Source organism: uncultured Pseudoalteromonas sp. (genome assembly GCF_963922945.1).
GTDB lineage: Bacteria > Pseudomonadota > Gammaproteobacteria > Enterobacterales > Alteromonadaceae > Pseudoalteromonas.
This window is the reverse complement of sequence record NZ_CAWUKC010000017.1, coordinates 23,033-42,314: the sequence shown is the minus strand read 5'-3', so window position 1 is coordinate 42,314 and position 19,282 is coordinate 23,033. Positions and strand designations below refer to the sequence as shown.

The 19,282-nt window shown below is 40.1% G+C and carries 23 protein-coding genes; 6 read left to right on the top strand and 17 right to left on the bottom strand.

Features of this window, described 5'->3' with window-relative positions:
• The first annotated feature begins 96 nt into the window (after positions 1-96).
• A complete protein-coding gene (locus AABI99_RS06005; protein ID WP_338364424.1) occupies positions 97-1,968 on the top strand; it encodes a GGDEF domain-containing protein in 1,872 nt (623 codons plus the stop codon).
• Here AABI99_RS06005 and AABI99_RS06000 read toward each other — a convergent pair.
• The 8 genes from AABI99_RS06000 to folB all read right to left on the bottom strand — a co-directional run bounded on the left by AABI99_RS06000 (position 1,965) and on the right by folB (position 8,124).
• Complete coding sequence (locus tag AABI99_RS06000) at positions 1,965-2,630, bottom strand: SAM-dependent methyltransferase (RefSeq protein WP_338364421.1); 666 nt, start codon at positions 2,628-2,630, stop codon at positions 1,965-1,967. The genes AABI99_RS06005 and AABI99_RS06000 overlap by 4 nt on opposite strands.
• Positions 2,630-3,397, bottom strand: a complete 768-nt coding sequence (locus tag AABI99_RS05995; protein ID WP_338364419.1) for an ABC transporter permease — start codon at positions 3,395-3,397, stop codon at positions 2,630-2,632. Before AABI99_RS05995 ends, AABI99_RS06000 begins: the two co-directional genes overlap by 1 nt.
• Complete coding sequence (locus AABI99_RS05990) at positions 3,398-4,327, bottom strand: ABC transporter ATP-binding protein (protein ID WP_338364418.1); 930 nt, start codon at positions 4,325-4,327, stop codon at positions 3,398-3,400.
• A complete protein-coding gene (locus AABI99_RS05985) occupies positions 4,327-4,947 on the bottom strand; it encodes a flavin prenyltransferase UbiX (RefSeq protein ID WP_338364416.1) in 621 nt (206 codons plus the stop codon). The genes AABI99_RS05990 and AABI99_RS05985 overlap by 1 nt, the downstream gene beginning before the upstream one ends.
• A gap of 1 nt (position 4,948) precedes the next feature.
• Positions 4,949-6,304 (bottom strand): UDP-N-acetylmuramate:L-alanyl-gamma-D-glutamyl-meso-diaminopimelate ligase, encoded by a 1,356-nt coding sequence (mpl, locus tag AABI99_RS05980; RefSeq protein ID WP_338364414.1) that lies wholly within the window; start codon positions 6,302-6,304, stop codon positions 4,949-4,951.
• Between the two features lie 174 nt (positions 6,305-6,478).
• Positions 6,479-7,279 carry an undecaprenyl-diphosphate phosphatase gene (locus tag AABI99_RS05975; RefSeq protein WP_338364412.1) on the bottom strand — a complete coding sequence of 267 codons (801 nt, stop codon included), beginning with the start codon at positions 7,277-7,279 and terminating at the stop codon, positions 6,479-6,481.
• Positions 7,276-7,764, bottom strand: a complete 489-nt coding sequence (gene folK / locus AABI99_RS05970) for a 2-amino-4-hydroxy-6-hydroxymethyldihydropteridine diphosphokinase (protein WP_338364410.1) — start codon at positions 7,762-7,764, stop codon at positions 7,276-7,278. Before folK ends, AABI99_RS05975 begins: the two co-directional genes overlap by 4 nt.
• Positions 7,765-8,124: a dihydroneopterin aldolase gene (gene folB / locus AABI99_RS05965; RefSeq protein ID WP_338364407.1), complete on the bottom strand. Its 360-nt coding sequence runs from the start codon at positions 8,122-8,124 to the stop codon at positions 7,765-7,767. It abuts the gene before it with no gap.
• A gap of 218 nt (positions 8,125-8,342) precedes the next feature.
• Here folB and plsY point away from each other — a divergent pair, with 218 nt between their 5' ends.
• Positions 8,343-8,957 (top strand): glycerol-3-phosphate 1-O-acyltransferase PlsY, encoded by a 615-nt coding sequence (gene plsY, locus AABI99_RS05960; protein WP_338364406.1) that lies wholly within the window; start codon positions 8,343-8,345, stop codon positions 8,955-8,957.
• Positions 8,958-8,959: 2 nt separating this feature from the next.
• On the opposite strand, the gene tsaD is transcribed toward plsY, so the two are convergent.
• From tsaD to AABI99_RS05945, 3 genes are read right to left on the bottom strand one after another with little or no spacing between them, the layout of a single operon-like run.
• Entirely contained in the window at positions 8,960-9,973 is a 1,014-nt protein-coding gene (gene tsaD, locus AABI99_RS05955) for a tRNA (adenosine(37)-N6)-threonylcarbamoyltransferase complex transferase subunit TsaD (RefSeq protein WP_338364403.1), read from the bottom strand.
• A 37-nt stretch (positions 9,974-10,010) separates the two neighbouring features.
• Positions 10,011-10,601 carry a YjaG family protein gene (locus AABI99_RS05950; RefSeq protein ID WP_338364401.1) on the bottom strand — a complete coding sequence of 197 codons (591 nt, stop codon included), beginning with the start codon at positions 10,599-10,601 and terminating at the stop codon, positions 10,011-10,013.
• Entirely contained in the window at positions 10,585-10,944 is a 360-nt protein-coding gene (locus AABI99_RS05945) for a DUF2007 domain-containing protein (RefSeq protein WP_338364399.1), read from the bottom strand. The genes AABI99_RS05950 and AABI99_RS05945 overlap by 17 nt, the downstream gene beginning before the upstream one ends.
• Positions 10,945-11,027: 83 nt before the next feature.
• On the opposite strand from AABI99_RS05945, the gene AABI99_RS05940 reads away from it, so the two are divergent.
• The 3 genes from AABI99_RS05940 (at position 11,028) to AABI99_RS05930 (ending at position 13,774) form a co-directional block, all read left to right on the top strand.
• Positions 11,028-11,456 carry a DUF2721 domain-containing protein gene (locus AABI99_RS05940; protein ID WP_338364398.1) on the top strand — a complete coding sequence of 143 codons (429 nt, stop codon included), beginning with the start codon at positions 11,028-11,030 and terminating at the stop codon, positions 11,454-11,456.
• A 401-nt stretch (positions 11,457-11,857) separates the two neighbouring features.
• On the top strand, positions 11,858-12,739 hold the full coding sequence (locus AABI99_RS05935; RefSeq protein WP_338364397.1) for a LysR family transcriptional regulator: 882 nt from the start codon (positions 11,858-11,860) through the stop codon (positions 12,737-12,739).
• 414 nt (positions 12,740-13,153) lie between these two features.
• The gene (locus tag AABI99_RS05930) at positions 13,154-13,774 is read left to right on the top strand and encodes a 2OG-Fe(II) oxygenase (protein ID WP_338364395.1); all 621 of its coding nucleotides are present in this window, start codon (positions 13,154-13,156) and stop codon (positions 13,772-13,774) included.
• Between the two features lie 31 nt (positions 13,775-13,805).
• Here AABI99_RS05930 and ubiA read toward each other — a convergent pair whose 3' ends face one another.
• Both ubiA and AABI99_RS05920 read right to left on the bottom strand, forming a co-directional pair.
• Positions 13,806-14,684 carry a 4-hydroxybenzoate octaprenyltransferase gene (ubiA, locus tag AABI99_RS05925; RefSeq protein WP_338364393.1) on the bottom strand — a complete coding sequence of 293 codons (879 nt, stop codon included), beginning with the start codon at positions 14,682-14,684 and terminating at the stop codon, positions 13,806-13,808.
• The gene (locus AABI99_RS05920) at positions 14,681-15,220 is read right to left on the bottom strand and encodes a chorismate lyase (protein WP_338364391.1); all 540 of its coding nucleotides are present in this window, start codon (positions 15,218-15,220) and stop codon (positions 14,681-14,683) included. Before AABI99_RS05920 ends, ubiA begins: the two co-directional genes overlap by 4 nt.
• Before the next feature lie 155 nt (positions 15,221-15,375).
• Between AABI99_RS05920 and AABI99_RS05915 the strand changes: the two genes are divergently transcribed.
• Positions 15,376-15,774 (top strand): flagellar basal body-associated protein FliL, encoded by a 399-nt coding sequence (locus tag AABI99_RS05915; protein WP_338364390.1) that lies wholly within the window; start codon positions 15,376-15,378, stop codon positions 15,772-15,774.
• Position 15,775: 1 nt separating this feature from the next.
• Here AABI99_RS05915 and glpG read toward each other — a convergent pair whose 3' ends face one another.
• From glpG to AABI99_RS05895, 4 genes are all read right to left on the bottom strand, one after another.
• Positions 15,776-16,597: a rhomboid family intramembrane serine protease GlpG gene (gene glpG / locus AABI99_RS05910; RefSeq protein ID WP_338364388.1), complete on the bottom strand. Its 822-nt coding sequence runs from the start codon at positions 16,595-16,597 to the stop codon at positions 15,776-15,778.
• Entirely contained in the window at positions 16,594-16,911 is a 318-nt protein-coding gene (gene glpE, locus AABI99_RS05905) for a thiosulfate sulfurtransferase GlpE (RefSeq protein WP_338364386.1), read from the bottom strand. Before glpE ends, glpG begins: the two co-directional genes overlap by 4 nt.
• Positions 16,912-16,978: 67 nt before the next feature.
• Positions 16,979-18,004: an L-threonine 3-dehydrogenase gene (gene tdh / locus AABI99_RS05900; RefSeq protein WP_338364384.1), complete on the bottom strand. Its 1,026-nt coding sequence runs from the start codon at positions 18,002-18,004 to the stop codon at positions 16,979-16,981.
• A gap of 48 nt (positions 18,005-18,052) precedes the next feature.
• Positions 18,053-19,249 (bottom strand): glycine C-acetyltransferase, encoded by a 1,197-nt coding sequence (locus AABI99_RS05895; protein WP_338364382.1) that lies wholly within the window; start codon positions 19,247-19,249, stop codon positions 18,053-18,055.
• Positions 19,250-19,282 lie beyond the last annotated feature (33 nt).

Here is a 19,282-nt window from a genome sequence, read left to right as displayed (position 1 = left end):
TATTTAATAAAAGGGTTTTATTAAAAAGTCATATTTTAGTTTTGGGCAAGTTGCATTTATGCGTATACTTAAGGTGTGTAACAATAAGGGACAAGTATGCTCACAGGGAAATTAAAAGGGAAATGGTTTATAGCTGGCTTTACATTGTTTTTAGTCAGTTTATTAGTCTATGTCTATTACACCTACAGCTCAGCACGTGACGAAATAATGCAAGCGGTAGATGAGCGCCTTCTAAACGCTGCCACCAGCGTAAAACATATTTTAGGACAAAATTACCACAATAAAATTAGCCAAGGCTACGATATTGGCTTTTCGGTATATCAAAGTAAAAGCAAACAACTCTCAGAGCTAGCACAAGCGCTTGATATTGCATATGTGTATTCGATGGTTATGCGCGATAACAACGTTTACTTTACTTCATCAAGTTACACCAAAGACGACCTAGAGAACGCCCGTGTAACCCAATTTCTTGATTTATACCCAGAGGCCACCAACATTAACAGGGGCGCGTTTTATTCTACCGAGCCGGTTTTTGAGCAATCAAGCGACCAATGGGGTGACTTTAAAACTGTTTTTATTCCGTTTGTTGATAAATATGGCAAGACCTATATCACGGGTGCAGATATAACTTTAGATGATTTAAATAAAAAGCTTCAATACAGTGTTACTAAAGCCATTATTACAGCCAGCTTTTTCTTTTTTATAGCTATACTGGTTGCAGCCATCTATATATATCTTTTAAAGCGCACCCTAGCAACAGATGCCAGTACGGGTTTTGCTAATCACATTGCGCTTGAGTACTTTATTAAAAAGAGTCACTCACACCATATGCAACTTGCCATTGTCTGGGTGAACGAAATTGAGGATATTAATAGCTTTTATGGCACACAAGTTGGCGATAACGTAATGAAAAACTTGCTCAGTCATTACCAAAGTCGCAGCCCACAAAGTTGTAGCGTGTATCGGCTTGCCACTAATAAAATTGCCATCCTGACCCCTAAACGCTTTAAAAGCCGCGAACTCAACGATTTAGTTGAGTCTTATAACGCAAACAGCCCTATACTAACAAACCCATTTATTTACATAACTTACTGTGCAGGTATTGCCCAGGGGAATAAATCGTTATTGATTGAAAACGCACATATTGCAACACTGCAGGCTAAACATGGACACGGTAAGGTTGTTAACTATTCAAAAGTAATGAGCGATGTTAAAAACCAGTATCAGTATAATGTAAGCTTAGCCAAAGAGGTCCAAGAAGCGTTTGATAACAATCGCATTGTGCCTTATTTTCAAGCCATGTATAACACCAACAATAGTGAAATAGTACACTATCAATGCTTGGCTAGAATGGTCACTAAAAGTGGCGAAATTTTAAAACCCGACTCATTTTTAAACGTAATAAGTCGCTCAAGAATGGGGGGGCTTTTAACACGTGCGCTATTTAGCCAATGTATAGAGAGGTTTAGAAAAACAGATGTTCGCTGGAGCTTGACTATAAGCGATAAAGATATACTCGACCCAAGTCTAAGTGAATATATCTCCAACGAACTCAAGCGTTACCCTCACCCTGAAAACATAACGCTTGGCCTTTTTGAGTCACAGGCTATTACTCACTTTTTAGAGGTTAAAACGTTTATTTCTATGGTTAAAACCAAAGGAGTAAATGTAATTATTACTGGCTTTGGTAGCGGTTATTCAAATATATCGAATGCATTAAAGCTTGAGGTTAATGGTATTAAACTCGATGGTGCATTGGTTAAACAAGCTGTAAACGATGAAAATATAGCATTATTTATTAAACACACGGTACAAGCTGCCAACCAATTAGGCTTAACGCTCATGGCTGAATCAGTAGAAAATGTGAGTATTGAAAATGTGCTTAAAAGTGTCGATGTGGCGCTGATGCAGGGCAATTACTTTGCTTGCCCTGCACCACATGTAAACCAAAAAGATATGGTCGTTTAAAGCTCTATTACCAAGCGGTGGCTTTGTTGGCCGCTGGCCCAATATTTGCGTTCAAACGGAGTGATTGCTTCGTTTGACTCGTACTGCGTTACCTCACAAAATTTACCTGCTAGCTCAAGCGCTCTGGCAAACTCTTTCACATAAATATCCCAGTTACTACGCACCTCTAAGCGGCCGCCTAGCTCAACAATAAACGGAAAAATTGCTGCACCATGCCACCTACGCTGAATATGCTTAGATTTTGGCCATGGGTTTGGGTAAAGCAAGTAATGATGAGTCGGCTGCCATTTAGCTGCAACCGCTAAACGCCAAAAGTCGTTTAAATCGGCTTGCACTAAAATATACTGCCCACTATCAGTTTGTTTATACTCAACATCGTGCTTATCTAATCGATGTGACGACTTATCAATACCAATAACTAATGCATCTGGGTGACGCCTAGCTAAATTAGCCGAGCTCTCTCCCACTCCACAACACGAGTCTAAAACGAGCGGGCCATTAAAGGCCTGCACTTTAGTATTAACTTCATCAAACGCCTTTTGAGTATGCTCAGCAATCGGCTTTTTGAACTCGGCGTTAAGATGCTTTATTACAATTTCGTCAAGCTTTTCGTGAATGCCTGCTTGGTTAGATACAATACTACGTGAATTTGCATCGCTCATTAATGTCTAAGCCCCACACCTTTTTTAATTAGCGTTAGTGCTAAAGTAAATAACACCGTAATGAACACTAAAATAACGCCAAGCGCGACAATTAAATCAACGTCTGATACTCCTAAAAAGCCATAGCGAAACGCATTAACCATATAAATAATTGGGTTTATTTGCGATACATTTTGCCAAAACTCAGGCAACAGGGTAATTGAATAAAACACGCCGCCTAAGTACGTAAGAGGCGTTAAAATAAAGGTTGGAATGATACTGATATCGTCAAAACTATTGGCGTAAATAGCATTAATTAAACCACCTAATGCAAACACTGCTGAGGTTAAAATTACCGTTGCCATAATGACGAATATATTATGTATTTGAATATCAACAAATAATAGTGACACACAAGTAACAATAAAGCCCACCATCATACCACGGGTCATACCCCCGCCCATGTAGCCCAATACAATTATATAATTGGGTACAGGTGCAACCAGTAGCTCTTCGATACTTTTTTGAAACTTGGTCGAGTAAAAACTAGAGGCAACATTTGAGTATGAATTAGTAATCACGGACATCATGATCAACCCAGGTACTATAAACTCCATGTAACTATATCCGCCCATTTCACCAATACGTGAGCCAATTAGATTACCAAAAATAACAAAGTATAAACTCATCGTAATCGCCGGCGGTACTAAGGTTTGCACCCAAATACGTAAAAAACGAATACACTCTTTGATCCACAAACTCTTTAAGGCTACGCCATATTTAAACATTTATTCGCTCCGCCCTTGCTCTAGTAATCCTACAAATAACTCTTCTAATCTGTTTGCTTTATTACGCATACTCAATACAATGTTACCTTGCTCAGTAAGAGCACTAAATACAGCATTTAGCCCCTGAGACTTAGCGACTTCAACTTCGATAGTGTGATCATCTGTCATAGTAAATGAATACCCATCTAAGGTAACTGGCTGTGCAGGCTGTTTTAAATCAAGCACAAAGGTTTCTTTATCAAGCTTTGCTAGTAGCGCTTTTATCGTGGTGTTCTCAACGATACGACCAGTATCAATAATGGCAATGTTTTTACATAACAGCTCTGCCTCTTCAAGGTAGTGCGTAGTTAATATAATCGTTACGCCTTGCTCATTAATCTGGCGTAAAAAATCCCACATTGAACGCCGTAGCTCTATATCAACACCCGCAGTCGGCTCATCTAGTATTAGTAGCTTTGGTTCATGCATTAACGCGCGGGCAATCATTAAGCGGCGTTTCATCCCCCCTGATAGCGTACGCGCTTGCTTGTCTTTTTTCTCAAGTAAACCTAGCTGCTTTAAATACTTATCAGCGCGCTTGTGCGCCTCGCTGCGGGTAACACCGTAGTAACCAGCTTGGTTGACTAGTATTTGCCCAAGTGTTTCAAACTGACTAAAGTTAAACTCTTGCGGCACAAGCCCTAAATGCGCTTTAGCAGCTTCTAGGTCGGTATCGATATTGTGACCAAACACTTCTACCTTGCCTTGTGTTTTATTTACCAGCGAAGCGATCACACCAATAGTGGTCGACTTACCGGCGCCATTTGGGCCAAGTAAGGCAAAAAAATCGCCTTCAAACACCTGTAAATCAACCCCTTTTACGGCCTCAACCCCGTTTTTATAAACCTTGGTCAGGCCTTCTATATTTAAAGCAATATTTTGCTTATCCATTATTTACCCTCACCATAACCCCAACGTTTAGTTAGGCTATGTTCAATGTTTAAATGATCTAAAATTCGCGCCACCATAAAATCGACTAAATCTTCAATGCTTTGTGGCTTATGATAAAACCCTGGCGCTGCTGGCATAATAGTGACCCCTAAACGTGCAAGTTTTAGCATGTTTTCAAGGTGAATTTCACTAAAAGGAGTCTCGCGAGGTACTAAAATTAATTGCCCTCGCTCTTTAATAACCACATCGGCTGCGCGCTCTAATAAATTATCAGACGCACCAATAGCAATAGCAGACACAGAGCCTGCACTACACGGGCATATTACCATTTTTTTAGGTGCCGCAGAGCCTGAAGCGACAGGACTAAACCAATTATCTTTACCAAATACCTTCAACTGTTCCGGTTTGGCGTTGAATAGGGCATTTAGTTGCTCTGTGGCTTTATCTTCATTAGCTGAGAGTTTAATGTTTGACTCTGTATCAAGCACTACGCGCGCAGCACTTGAGATAAGCACATACACTTGAAATTGCTGTGCAAGCAGTACTTCAAGTAGTCTTAAGCCATAAGGCGCACCTGAAGCGCCACTAAACGCTAGGGTAATTTTATCTTTAAACTGCACCTTAATCTCCGCTATATTTTTTAGCTAAACCATCAACTAAGTGTTGATGTAAGCCATTAAAGCCGCCATTGCTCATAATTAATATGTGCTGATTTGGCATTATATTTTCAAGCACAGTGTCAATTATCATTTGCGTACTATTAAAACACTGCATACCGGCATTATCGGCTTGCTCTTTTAGAGACCAATTTAGGTTATCTGGCTCAAATAACAGCACATCATCGGCATCACTTAATGAATCAAGTAGCGTGTGTTGGTGCACTCCCATCTTCATGGTGTTTGAGCGCGGCTCTAAAATAGCAATAATTTTTTCATTGCCTACTTTTGCGCGCAGCCCTGCAAGGGTCGTTTTAATAGCCGTAGGATGATGAGCAAAGTCATCATAAACACGTATATTATTTATATCGGCTTTGAGTTCCATGCGCCGTTTAGGGCTAATAAACTCTTCAAGCGCTGCAATACAATGATCAACTGCAATACCTACGTGGCGCGCAGCTGCAATAGCCATAATCGCGTTTTTAACATTGTGCTCGCCTATTGCCTGCCATTTGACCGTACCTTGGTGCTCATTATTTAAAAGCACGTTAAATTGGCTACCATCTGCGCTTAATAAGTCATAATGCCAATCACCCTTTAGGGTTTCGCTTTCGCTCCATAGTCCTTGTTTCATTACATCATTCAAAGCTTCATCGTCTTTAGGCCAAATCACCTTGCCGCTACCTGGTAATGTACGTATTAAGTGATGAAATTGTTTTTTTATTGCTTCTAAATCATCGAAAATATCAGCATGGTCAAATTCAAGATTATTCAAAATAAGTGTGCGGGGTAAGTAATGTACGAATTTACTACGCTTATCAAAAAAAGCAGTGTCGTATTCATCTGCTTCTATTACAAAAAATGGGGTTTCGCCTACTTTGGCTGACACGCCAAAGTTTTGGACTATGCCACCAATTAAAAAACCTGGCTTTAAACCTGCATACTCTAATATCCACGCCAACATACTGGCTGTGGTGGTTTTGCCGTGTGTGCCTGCCACCGCAAGTACCCAAGCATTTTGCAATAAGTTATGTTTGAGCCACTCAGGACCCGATGTGTAAGGTAACCCTTTATCCAATACATACTCTACGCAAGGGTTACCGCGGCTCATTGCATTGCCAATCACGACTATATCAGGCGCAGGGTCTAACTGTTTTACATCATAACCTTGGGTTAGCTCAATACCTAACTGTTCAAGTTGAGTACTCATCGGTGGATAAACATTTTGATCTGAGCCCGTTACCTTATGGCCAAGCGATTTAGCAATGGCCGCAATACCGCCCATAAAGGTGCCGCAAATGCCTAATATATGAATATGCATAACTTTTTAAATCCTTTGGTACTTCGCACATCTGTGAAGTTTAGTGGCGCTATAATGCCAAATTTTAGGCTTAATGACTATGCGTGTGTCATCAATTCACTGGTGCTAAAATACCGCAATAAAACAAAAAGGCCCTCTTACCTAAGTAAGAGGGCCTTTTTGTAATAAGCTATATTAAAGCGTTAAAAATACAATTAAGCCAACACCTAGTAATAGCCTATAAATTACAAACGGAAGCATGCCCATTCGTTCAATCACTTTTAAAAACATGAATATACAAGCATATGCTGATAAAAACGAAAGAACTACACCTAAAATTAATGTGCTCCAATCAACTACATGATCGCCTAAAGCGAGCTCTATTGTGTAGTAAAGGCCCATCATAGAAATAATAGGTATTGCGAGCAAAAACGAAAACCGTGCAGCGCTTTGTTTATTCATACCTAGCAGTAAGCCCGCAGTCATCGTAATGCCTGATCGAGACGTTCCTGGGATCATTGCCACTGCTTGAGCAAAGCCTATAAGCAGCGCTGTTTTCCAATTAAGCTGATAAATTGTCTTCATCTGCTTACCTTTAGCGTCGGCGTACCAAAGCAATAAACCAAAAATAATTGTGGTGGCTGCTATAACCCAAGCACTGCGCAAGTATAGCTCTACCATATCTTTTAACACTAAACCGAGTACTGCTGCTGGCACCGTGCCCAGTATAATCCACCAGCCAAGTTTACTATCGTCAGTTGTACCCTGCTCACCAAACGACTTAAACCATGCACCAAGAATATCAGTTACTTCTTTACGAAAATAAATTACAACGGCTATTAATGTACCAACATGTACAGCGACATCAAAAGCTAATCCCTGGTCTTCCCACCCTAAAATTTGCGAAGGTAAAATCAAATGAGCGGAGCTCGAAATAGGTAAAAACTCTGTGAATCCTTGTATTAAGGCTAAAATAATTATTTCTAAAATACTCATGGGTTAGAAAACTCCACCTTCCATAGTTTTTGTTGAGGGTTGTTATATTCACTCCAAAGCGTAGCAATTGTTTGCTTGGCCACGGGATGATAAAAATGGGGGGCAACTTCGCAAAGGGGCTGAAGTACAAAAGCGTTTTTCGTAATTTCGTCGCGAGGTAATTGTGCAGGCTTGTCACAAATAACGTCATCGTAAAAGAGTAAGTCTAAATCAAGTGTTCGGGGGCTAAACTTTTTATCGTCGGTTTTACGCCCGTTATCACGTTCTATTTTCTTTAGTAACTTACATACCTCTTCAAGCGACATTGATGTTGTAGCTGCCACCACAGAGTTATAGAAGTTACTACCTTTGAAGCCCACAGCTTCACTTTCAAATACAGATGAGTGAACAATATCTGTAAAGTGCTGTTCAAGCGCAACAAGGGCACAGCGAATATAATGCGCTTTATTTATATTGGAGCCTAAACTGATATAAATTTGCGGCATTTAGCTCACAGCCTTCGTACGTGTTATTTCTACTCCTACCGTGTTAGCTTGCGCTACAGCGGCAGGCTTACTTACTCTAATAGTTACTTGTGGGGTATTAAACTCGCTAAGTATAATACTTGCTAGTTGCTCAACTAGCGTTTCAAGTAATTCAACCGGTTTTGCCACCGTATGTTCAATCACTCGCTCACTTACTTTTGCATAATCAAGGGCTAAATTTATATCGTCACTTGCTGCTGCTGGTTTTATATCGCTGAGCATTTCAATATCAAAATAAAGGCTTTGTTTACTTTCTTTTTCAAAGTCGTATACGCCAATAATGGCGTCGACACGCAGTTGAGATATAAAAACCTTATCCATTGATACTCCAAATGACTATAAACATACAATGCATTAATTAAATTAATGCTGTATAAGCTTTGACCGTGTTTAAATATGCAAAAATTACTTCTACAATAGGCAAATAGCTTGATTAACCGCAAAATAAAGCAGTTAATTATTTTTACGAAAAATTGTGCCGCCAATAATAGCTCAAAAGTGCTGTCGATGGGTATAGCAATTAAAAAATAAGGGATGTTGTGTTAGCCATTTTGATGTTTGTTTTAGCCTACTTACTGGGTTCGATTTCATCGGCCATATTAGTATCTCGGCTTTTCAAACTACCCGACCCTCGCAGCAGTGGTTCTAATAACCCAGGGGCCACCAACGTGTACCGTTTAGGTGGGCCTTTCCCTGCATGCCTGGTATTGGTGTTTGATATTTTAAAAGGCACGATACCCGTATGGGGCGCATATTTTTTAAAACTTGAACCCTTTGAGCTAGGCTTAGTCGCAGTAGCTGCATGCTTAGGGCACATGTACCCTGTATTTTTTAGTTTTAAAGGCGGAAAAGCGGTCGCGACTGCATTTGGCTCTTTACTACCGATTGGTTTATCGTTGGCGGGGCTATTAATAAGCTCTTGGATTATTGTGGTTGCTATGACCCGATTTTCGTCATTAGGGGCTTTAGTTGCTGTGTCGCTGGCTCCACTGTATACCTGGTGGATAAAACCACTTTACACCTTACCAGTAACCTTTATAACCATACTGATAATATTTCGTCATCGCAGCAACATTGTTCGTCTTTTTAAAGGTGAAGAACCAAAAGTGGGCGCTAAAAAAGCACCCACTAATGGCAAAAACAATAATAATTGATACTAAATCGCGTCTAGGCTATCTATTGGCCAACGTGGTTTTGTTTTCATGTCGAGTGTGGCAAATTGCCCTGCTTTTAAGCGTTGCATACCAGCGTAGGCAATCATTGCGCCATTATCAGTACAAAACTCAGTACGCGGGTAGTAAACGCGTCCTTTCATACCTTGCATTACACGTTCGAGTTGTAAACGCAGTTGTGTATTAGCACTTACTCCCCCCGCAATTACCAAACGCTTAATACCAGTTTGTTTAAGAGCGCGCTTACATTTTATTACCAAGGTATCAATCACCGCGGTTTGAAACGCGTGAGCAATATCAGCCTTTGTTTGTTCGTCGTCATCATTTTCGCGGATCGCGATAGAGGCTGCTGTTTTCAAGCCACTGAAGCTAAAGTCAAGGCCTGGCTTATCCGTCATCGGGCGTGGAAAAACAAACCGTTTTGCAACGCCTTGTTCAGCCATTTTAGCTAAACGTGGCCCACCTGGGTAATCAAGCCCTAGCAATTTAGCAGTTTTATCAAAGGCTTCGCCGGCAGCGTCATCTACAGACTCACCTAATACTTCGTACTGGCCTATACCGGCTACTTTTACCATCATGGTATGGCCACCTGATACAAGCAAAGCAATAAACGGAAATTCAGGCACATTTTCTTCCAGCATAGGCGCAAGTAAATGCCCTTCCATATGATGAACAGCAACAGCAGGAATATCCCAACCATACGCTAAAGAGCGGCCAATAGAGGTGCCTACTAATAAAGCGCCAACTAAACCTGGTCCGGCTGTATAAGCAATACCATCTAAATCTTCAGGGCCACACCCAGCTTGCGCAAACGCAGCATCAATAAGCGGCAGTGTTTTACGCACGTGATCGCGCGATGCAAGCTCTGGTACTACACCACCATAATCCGCATGTACCTTTACCTGGCTGTATAACTGATGAGCCAATAAGCCTTTTTCGTCATCGTAAATTGCAATACCGGTTTCATCACACGATGATTCAATGCCTAAAATTCGCACACTACTCCTCCTGCCTTTTTAAACTTTACTTAATGTATTATAACGCCAAGCCAATGTTGGTTTGCCCATCGGCAACAGCCTGTTTTTTTAGCGCCTTCACATTCTGCGACGTCACACGGCCCATGTTTTCAACAAAATCAATCAGCTCACCCAGCACTTCAATCTCGTACTGCATCAGTGGGTGCTCCCGTACAGATTTATTATCAGCCACTTCACCCTCAACTGTTAATTGGTATTCGATAAACCGTGCTACGGTAGCTTGTGATATTTTACTAATACTAATAAACTCTTGCTCGTCTTGGCCCATTAAACCGTGCATTAGGCTTAGCAGCGACGTTGCTGCATCTATCGCTGGATAAGTACCAAACATGTCAAACTCATTGAGCTCAGGCACATTAGGTTCAATTTTCTCGACTTGCTTTTCAAGATCAATTTTACTTTTTGGAAGTAGTATTTTTTCCCAGCAAACATTTAACGCATTACGTAGTAAGACCTCATCACCAAAACCGGTTGCCTCACTAAATAAGCCATAATTTGGCAACATACGCTCAATTAAAGCACTTGCTAACACTGCTTTTTGTAGGTAATTTAGCTCTCTAATTCGTTGAAAGTTATTCGCTTTTGTCATTTCTTAACGTCTCACATGACCAACAAAAATCAAACGTTGATCCATTATGCTCATTGCAGTTAGGGCATACCCAATCTGGAGCGGATTGCTTTTCTTGCTGATAGTTTACCAATATTTCACGCGCGTGGCGCTCTTTTATCGAATAAACCTTTACACTCACCTGTGTTTGTTCAAAAGGGATTTCACCGAGCGCCCCTTGGAGCATCTCACCTTGAATTTGAGACTCAATCCCCGCGCTTAATAACAAGCCTTTTATAATATTCGCCTCTAATGCATTATCAGCTCTGTAGAGCGTGATCCACTGAAACGCATTATCGGTCTTATGAGTATTAATATTTTGCAATTATCACCTCAATTATTTTATGTTTACAATATCCTACGATACTCTACTACAGTGTATAGCAGGTAACTTTTTAGGATAAAAAAATGACACTTACGACCCCAGGTTTACTTTTTCCAGCAATTTCACTGTTGCTACTTGCTTATACAAACCGTTTCTTAGTATTGGCACAATTAATACGAGAGCTAAACTCACGAGAAGGTGAATCTATTCGCCCCGTAGTGGTGGCGCAAATAACCAACTTAAGAAAGCGAATTAAGCTTATACGCACTATGCAAGTGTATGGTGTGGCTTCTTTTTTATTATGCACGCTGTCAATGTTTGCTTTATTTATTGAGTTTAATACCACAGGAATTATTTTATTTGGGGTGAGCTTAGCGTGCTTAAGCCTTTCGTTATTAACGTCGTTATTTGAAATTCATATTTCGTGCGATGCCATAGAAATAGAGCTGCAAAGTATAGAAGACAAACCGCTAAGTAACCGCATTACTAAAAACTTTACTAACAAAAGTTAAGCAACAACATACCCTAAATGTACGCAAAGTTAGGCCTTACTTCATTACACACGGCTAAATAGGATTTTCCTCTAGCCTTTTTTCTGGGATACTTTTTTATTAATTAATGCTAAATTATGTCTAAAGTATTACTTTTAAGGTAACTAAGGCATGGTAATTAGTCTTATTTACTTGCATAGCTAAGTTTTAAATAGAAGAATAAATTACTATAGATAAGCCTAATTGGTAATACTTTTAAATGCGTCTTCTCTTTAAATAATACTAAAAGGGGGATATGCTGAAGCAAATATGTCATAAATTTGCAAACACGGTTACATATTAGGCTTCGTTTTTGAAAGCTCGAATCTAATATTATTGATGTTCGCGGCACACGCGACTTACTTATAAAAAGGGACTATAAAGTGAGATTTGAACAGTTAGAACAATTTGTAGCGCTTGGTGTGTTACGCCATTTCAGACAAGCAGCCGAACAAACTCAAATTAGCACATCAGCGCTTACGCGCAGCATTCAAACCCTCGAAGAAGAAATGGGGTACGAACTGGTTAAACGCTCAACACGTTCAGTAAAACTAACACCCGAAGGCGAGCTATTTCTTGATTACGCCAAAAATACCCTTGCTGAACTAGAGCATACAAAAAAGCGCATTTCTCAATCTGTTAACGGCAATACAGACGAAAAGTTAGTCATTGGTTATACCAATAAAGCGAGCAGTGTTGTACCTATCTCATGCGGGCAATTTTTAGCACAATACCCCCACGTAAAAATAGAAATGCAATTGCAAGAGCAACACGAACTTGCACGCAAGCTCCAAGAAGGCGAAATTGATATTAGTGTTTATTCACAAGCCATTAATAGTATTGGTAGCGACATCCACCTACCCGATCAACTTGTATTATTTGTTTCTAAACACCATCCGCTAGCTAATAAAAGCGATATCAGCAAACACGATTTAGATAGCTACCCTATGTATGGTTGTTTTTCTCAGTCTAAACAAGTACAGAGCATGCTTAACGAAGCCATCGATATGCTCAATAAATCGGCCAGCATTAAGGTGGGCAGCATTGAACAAGTAATGGCAGGGCTGATTAAGTCAGATCATTTTGCTATTGCAAGTATTGAACACGCGAGCACACTTGCAGAGCACACAGAGCTTGTACAGTTAAAAACAAATAAAGATTTAAGTCATGAACAACTTGTTGTTCAAACAAGCCAACAAATAACAGTTAGCGAACACATTGACCATTTATTATCGCTTATCAAAAAAGCATCAACTGCAATCTAATTCATACAAGCAAATCCCCCCATGCCCTCAAGCATTTTGAGGGCAATTTGATACTCCCTTTGGTTTGTATTACAGTTTTTAACCACTTCCTTGCTTGATTTTACTCACTAAACACAAAGCCAATATGCAAAGTGTAGTGGCCTATTTACGATTACACTTAATGCCGCTTTCTAAAATAGCAGTTTGTTATTCAAGCTATAAACTATATAACTTTATTTAATGGAGTGATCTATTTTAAGGCTTAAAAAAGGTGTTGATTGCTAGGCCAAAAATTTTATTAAATTGTTCTTGATAAGGGTTTTAAACCCAATATCGACTTACACTGCATAATTAACTAAAAATGTGGAGTAGTATTACTAGCTATTGATTTAATTTAAGCTATACTCTCGCACCCTTTTTTATCTTCAGACATAAATGAGCACAATTTTAAGTTCTAATGTTTATTTAAACGACCTAGAAACATATGGTTACACTATTACTCCTGATGCACTTAACAACGAGCTAATAAACGACTTAATTACCGATTGCCACCGAACAGCTCTGTATTTTAGCGCAGCCAAAATTGGTCGCTTAAATGACTTACAGATAGATCAAACCATACGTAAAGACAAAACCTTTTGGCTTGATGGCAGCTCACAAGCACAACTCACTTATCAAGCAATAATGGAGAGCATAAAAACAACGCTTAATCGCCAGTTTTTTACCGGACTATTTGACTACGAATGCCACTACGCTAAATACACTCAGGGGGACTTTTATAAAAAGCATTTAGATGCATTTAAAGGGCGTTCAAACCGAGTATTTACAACAGTGCTTTATTTAAACAGCCCCAAGCGAGGTGGCGAACTCGTTATTTATAAGCCTAAAAGTAAGCAAATAGAAGTCGTTATAAAGCCTGTCGCAGGGACACTTGTCATGTTTGAAAGCGAGCGATTTGCACATGAGGTATTACCCGCCATTGATGAGCGCTTTTCTATTGCAGGCTGGTTTAGAAAAAACACTTCGATCAGTGGAGTTATTGACCCACCGAGATAAATCAGGACACACTCAAGCCCAATTACACCATTTAAGGTGTGATTGGGTACGAAAATAATAAGCCTATAAAAATAGCTAAACCAACGTAGTGATTGTTTAAAAACGCTTTAAAGCAGGCATCACGTTCTCGCTTGTGAATTAGTACTTGCTGATAAATAAGCAACCCTAATGCAACACTTACCCCTGCAACAAACGCCGTACCCAGTTGATTAATTAAACCTATAAGCGCTACAAGAGCAATAAAATTAGCGTTTAATAAAAAGACGATATGACGGTCGTATTTACCAAATAAAATAGCGGTAGATTTAACCCCTATTTTTAAATCATCGCCTCTATCAACCATGGCGTACATAGTATCGTAAGCTACGGTCCAGCATATATTAGCTACAAATAACAACCAAGCTTGTATGGGTAAAGAGTCAATTGATGCCATATACGCCATTGGTATAGCCCAACCAAAAGCCGCGCCAAGTACCACCTGCGGAAGGTGCGTATAACGTTTCATAAACGGGTAGCAAAATGCCAGAGCCAACGCCCCTACAGACAATAAAATAGTGTTAATGCTAAGAAATAATACCAATATAAAAGCAATGGCTATCAGTAATATAAATAAACTTAGTGCCTCACCTGCACTAACTTGCCCGGTAGCCAAAGGCCGCCCTGCGGTACGCTTAACTGAGCCGTCTATCTTTCTATCTGCAAAATCATTAATCACGCAGCCAGCACTGCGCATTACAACCACACCTAAAGTAAATACAATGAAGTTGACTAGGCTTGGCAAGCCACTGTTTGCAAGCCATAAAGCCCAATAAGTCGGCCACAGTAATAATAACGTACCAATAGGTTTATCAACACGCATAAGCTGAATATAAAAAGGGCTATGCTGTAGTTGTAAAGGGGCTAATTTCATAAGTACAAATAGGCTCCAGGTAAAAATACTTCACATACTAAAAAGCGATAGTCGTTAATAGAGAATACACTCCGGCGACCTAATAATGAGTGAGATGTTAAGTCCAGCTCTTTAACAAATGATTGCAATACATGCCCTTCATCAAAATGCCCCACTTCAATGTCACCCCGAGTAAGCTCTGGATGTTGAAAGATAACATCTCCTAAAGGACGATCTCCCATGTTACGCAGCGCTGCTTGTGTTTGTGTTATCGGCAGCCAGCTTTGGGCATACACCATGGGTGAATTGTCACACATTAAAAGTACTTCACGATTTAGTGCTTTATCTGTACTTGAACCAAGTAATTGTTGCTGTGCATCGCTTAAGGTAAAGGTTTGCTCATTGAGTACTTTTACACTAAAACTTTGCGCATTACTTTTTAATTTAGCGGTTAATGAATGCGGCTCAAATAGCCACTCTTGCTCTAACGCAGATAAGTTATTTACCAAAGAGGCACATTGCCAATTAGCAGATATAGAAAGCGGAAATGTAATCACAATAGCTCAATAAAATAAAAACCATGGCGATGATAACATCGCTAAAGCATTTGAAAAAGTGATGTTTTACTGGCAATAAATAATTGCGTGGAGCTGTATATTACATGTTATTAAGTATAAACTATTTGTATTAAGAAAATGGATACACACTAAAGATGAAAAAAATAGTATACGTAGGTTTTTTAGCACTGTTCCTAAACTGTTTTAGCTACTCGGCAAACGCACAATCATCAGTGGGTTATTTTGGCTTTGAGCCAGACATTATCACTAATTACATAGGCGCCTCTAGCAAAAAAATGGGTTATGTGCGTGTAACTATAGACTTAATGCTTAGTAACAATGAAGATATTGCTATTGTAGAGCATCACACCCCACTTTTACGTGACGCCTTAGTAGAAATACTCTCTAAAGAGCCCGAAGAAAAAATAAAATCACTCACTGGGCGTGAAGAAATTAGAGCTAAGTGCGCCGATAAATTAAAAAGCCTGCTTAAAGAAGAAACAGGCCAAGAAATTATTCGTGAAGTGTTATTTACTAAGTACCTGTACCACTAAGCTATACTTTTTTAATATTAAATAAATTAGCGGTTAAGGCATAAGCCATGCCGCTTAAAAGCCCACCTAAATGTGCCCAATTAGCCATACCAACAAATAATACATCGGCAAAACCAAGTACCAGCCAAACTAACATAAACCCAATAATGGGTGTACTCACTAACGCAGGTTGTTTAGGATTTAAATAGCTGTGGATCCAACAAAAACCCAACAAACCATACACAACACCACTTAAGCCGCCAAAATTAGGGCCCACAATTAAAAACTGTGCCCAGTTGCTAATAAGTGCTGTTACTAAAAATAATCCAACTAAACTCAGCTTGCCGCATTGCTTTTCAATATTATCGCCAAGCGACATCCACCAAATTAGGTTAAATACAATGTGCATTGCGCTAAAGTGTACCAGTGCCGGCGTTAACCAGTTAAGAGGTTGGGTTGGGTTAAACTGTAAAGCGGTATAAATTTGCTCAAAGCCTCCCATTAAAAATGCCAAGTAAATAAAGACACTTACAATGCTTACGGCTTGATTTAGCCAGCTTAGAGCTTTAAAGCGCGCGACTAAATTAAGGGACTGTCCTTGATAAGTTAGGCCAGATTGCGTGCTACCTACATCCCATGAGGCTTGCTGATATCGCTCATGATTCGGATTTTGTACAAATTCAGCCCACAAAGGTTGCACTTGATGAAAATGCTCAGGCTTAACACTTACAACTACATTGCTGCCATCCGCTGAACGTAACTGCCCTTCTAAGCCTTGGCTTTTTAAGTAGTCTATAAACCCTTGCGCAGCGCGTGGGTTGTTTAAGCTACCTAATTCAATCATCGCTCTACTTTCTCGCTATATGCTGCTTCCCAAGCCGTAAAGCCACCATCCATGCTGTATACATCTTCAAAACCTTGCTCTACCAAATAGCTTGCCGCGCCTTGTGAGCTTATACCATGATAGCAAACAATAATAATGGGCTGATCGAACTCTTTTTCCATCATAAATTGAGCGATGTTCGCATTTGAGAGCGCCTCTGAACCTGGGATATGTCCTGCTTGGTAAGAATTAGGATCGCGTATATCTGCAATTACTACGTCTTCTTTACCTAACAGCTCATGTGTTTGTGCAATAGATATATGTTTAAATGCCATTGAAATCTCTTTTAAAAATATAATAAAAAGGCGGCTATAGCCGCCCTTCTTGTAATTTTTGTGGGATTTAATCCCAGTTTAAAATTACCTTACCAGATTGACCTGAAATCATCATATCAAAGCCAGCTTGGAAGTCATCAACTGAGTATTGATGCGTAATAATTGGGTCTAAGTTAAGGCCTGACTGAATCAAACTTGCCATTTTATACCAGGTTTCAAACATTTCGCGACCGTATATGCCTTTGATCACTAACCCTTTAAATATAACTTTATTCCAATCTACAGCCATATCTGACGGTGGAATGCCAAGCATAGCAATTTTGCCACCATGGTTCATATTATTGAGCATTGAATTAAACGCGCTTGGCACACCAGACATTTCAAGTCCAATATCAAAACCTTCCGTCATACCTAGTTCAGCCATAACGTCTTCAAGTTTATCATTTGCAACATTTACTGCTCGAGTGGCGCCCATTTTGCGCGCCAGCTCTAGGCGGTATTCATTTACATCAGTAATAACCACGTGGCGCGCACCTACGTGTTTTGCAACAGCTGCCGCCATAATACCAATAGGTCCTGCGCCTGTAATTAATACATCTTCGCCCACTAAATCAAACGATAAAGCAGTGTGCACAGCGTTACCAAATGGGTCAAAAATTGACGCAAGTTCATCAGAAATATTGTCAGGGATTTTGAATGCGTTAAAAGCAGGAATAACTAAGTACTCTGCAAATGCGCCTTCGCGGTTAACACCCACTCCCGTAGTATTTCGACATAAATGAACACGTCCAGCACGACAGTTACGACAATGCCCACACGTAATATGCCCTTCACCCGATACGCGGTCACCTACTGCAAAGCCGCGTACCTCTTGTCCCATATCAACCACTTCACCCACGTACTCATGGCCTACAACCATAGGGGTGGGAATAGTTTTTTGCGACCACTCGTCCCATTTATAAATGTGAACATCGGTGCCACAGATTGCAGTTTTACGAATTTTAATCAGTAGATCGTTGTGTCCAACTTCAGGCTTGGGTACATCGGTCATCCAAATGCCGGTTTCGGCTTTTAATTTTGATAATGCTTTCATCGTTAACACTCAGCTAAAAAACCGAAGCAGTGCTTCGGTTTACAAAAATTAAATCACGCCCATTTCTTTACCAATACGGGTAAAGGCAGCAATCGCGGTGTCTAGTTGTTCAATACTGTGCGCAGCAGAAATTTGTGTACGGATACGTGCTTGGCCTTTTGGCACAACAGGGAACGAAAAGCCGGTTACATAAATGCCTTCAGCGAGTAATTTGTCTGCCATTAATGATGCAACTTTAGCATCGCCAAGCATAACAGGGATAATAGCGTGATCTTTACCCGCACAGGTAAAACCTGCCGCTTCCATTTGCTCACGGAAATATTTAGCATTTGACCAAAGTTTAGCGCGTAACTGACCACCATTTTCAAGCATTTCGAGCACTTTAATTGACGCTGTTACAATTGAAGGTGCTAATGAATTTGAAAATAAATATGGACGCGAGCGCTGACGCAGCCATTCAACAATTTCTTTTTTACCTGAAGTATAACCACCTGATGCACCGCCCAGCGCCTTACCAAGTGTGCCGGTAATAATATCTACACGGTCAAGCACATTACAGTACTCAGGCGTACCTTTACCATTTTCACCAACAAAGCCTACGGCATGTGAATCATCAACCATCACAAGAGCATCGTACTTATCAGCAAGGTCACACACTGCTTCAAGGTTACAAATTACGCCATCCATTGAAAACACACCATCGGTGGCGATTAATTTTGTTTTAGCGCCCGCTTCGTCTGCAGCAATAAGTTGTTTTTCGAGATCCGCCATGTCGTTATTTGCATAACGAAAACGCTTAGCTTTACATAAACGAACCCCGTCAATAATTGATGCGTGATTTAAAGAGTCAGAAATAATCGCGTCTTCCGCACCTAAAATGGTTTCAAATAACCCCGCATTAGCATCGAAACAAGACGAGTATAAAATGGTGTCTTCAGTTTCTAAAAACGCACTAATTTTTTGCTCTAAGGTCTTATGAATGTCTTGTGTACCACAAATAAAACGTACCGATGCAACGCCAAAGCCATGAGCGTCTAAACCATCTTGTGCTGCTTTAATCAATTCAGGGCTATTAGCTAAACCTAAGTAATTGTTAGCACAAAAATTAATTACTTTATCGCCTGACGCAACTTCTATTTGCGCTTGTTGCTGCGAGGTAATTATACGCTCACTTTTGTACAACCCTTGCGCTTTAACGTCTTCAATTTGCTCTTGTAGTTGGCTAAAAAAAGCAGATGCTCTCATCTGTATTCTCCAATTAAATGAACGGGTAAACAA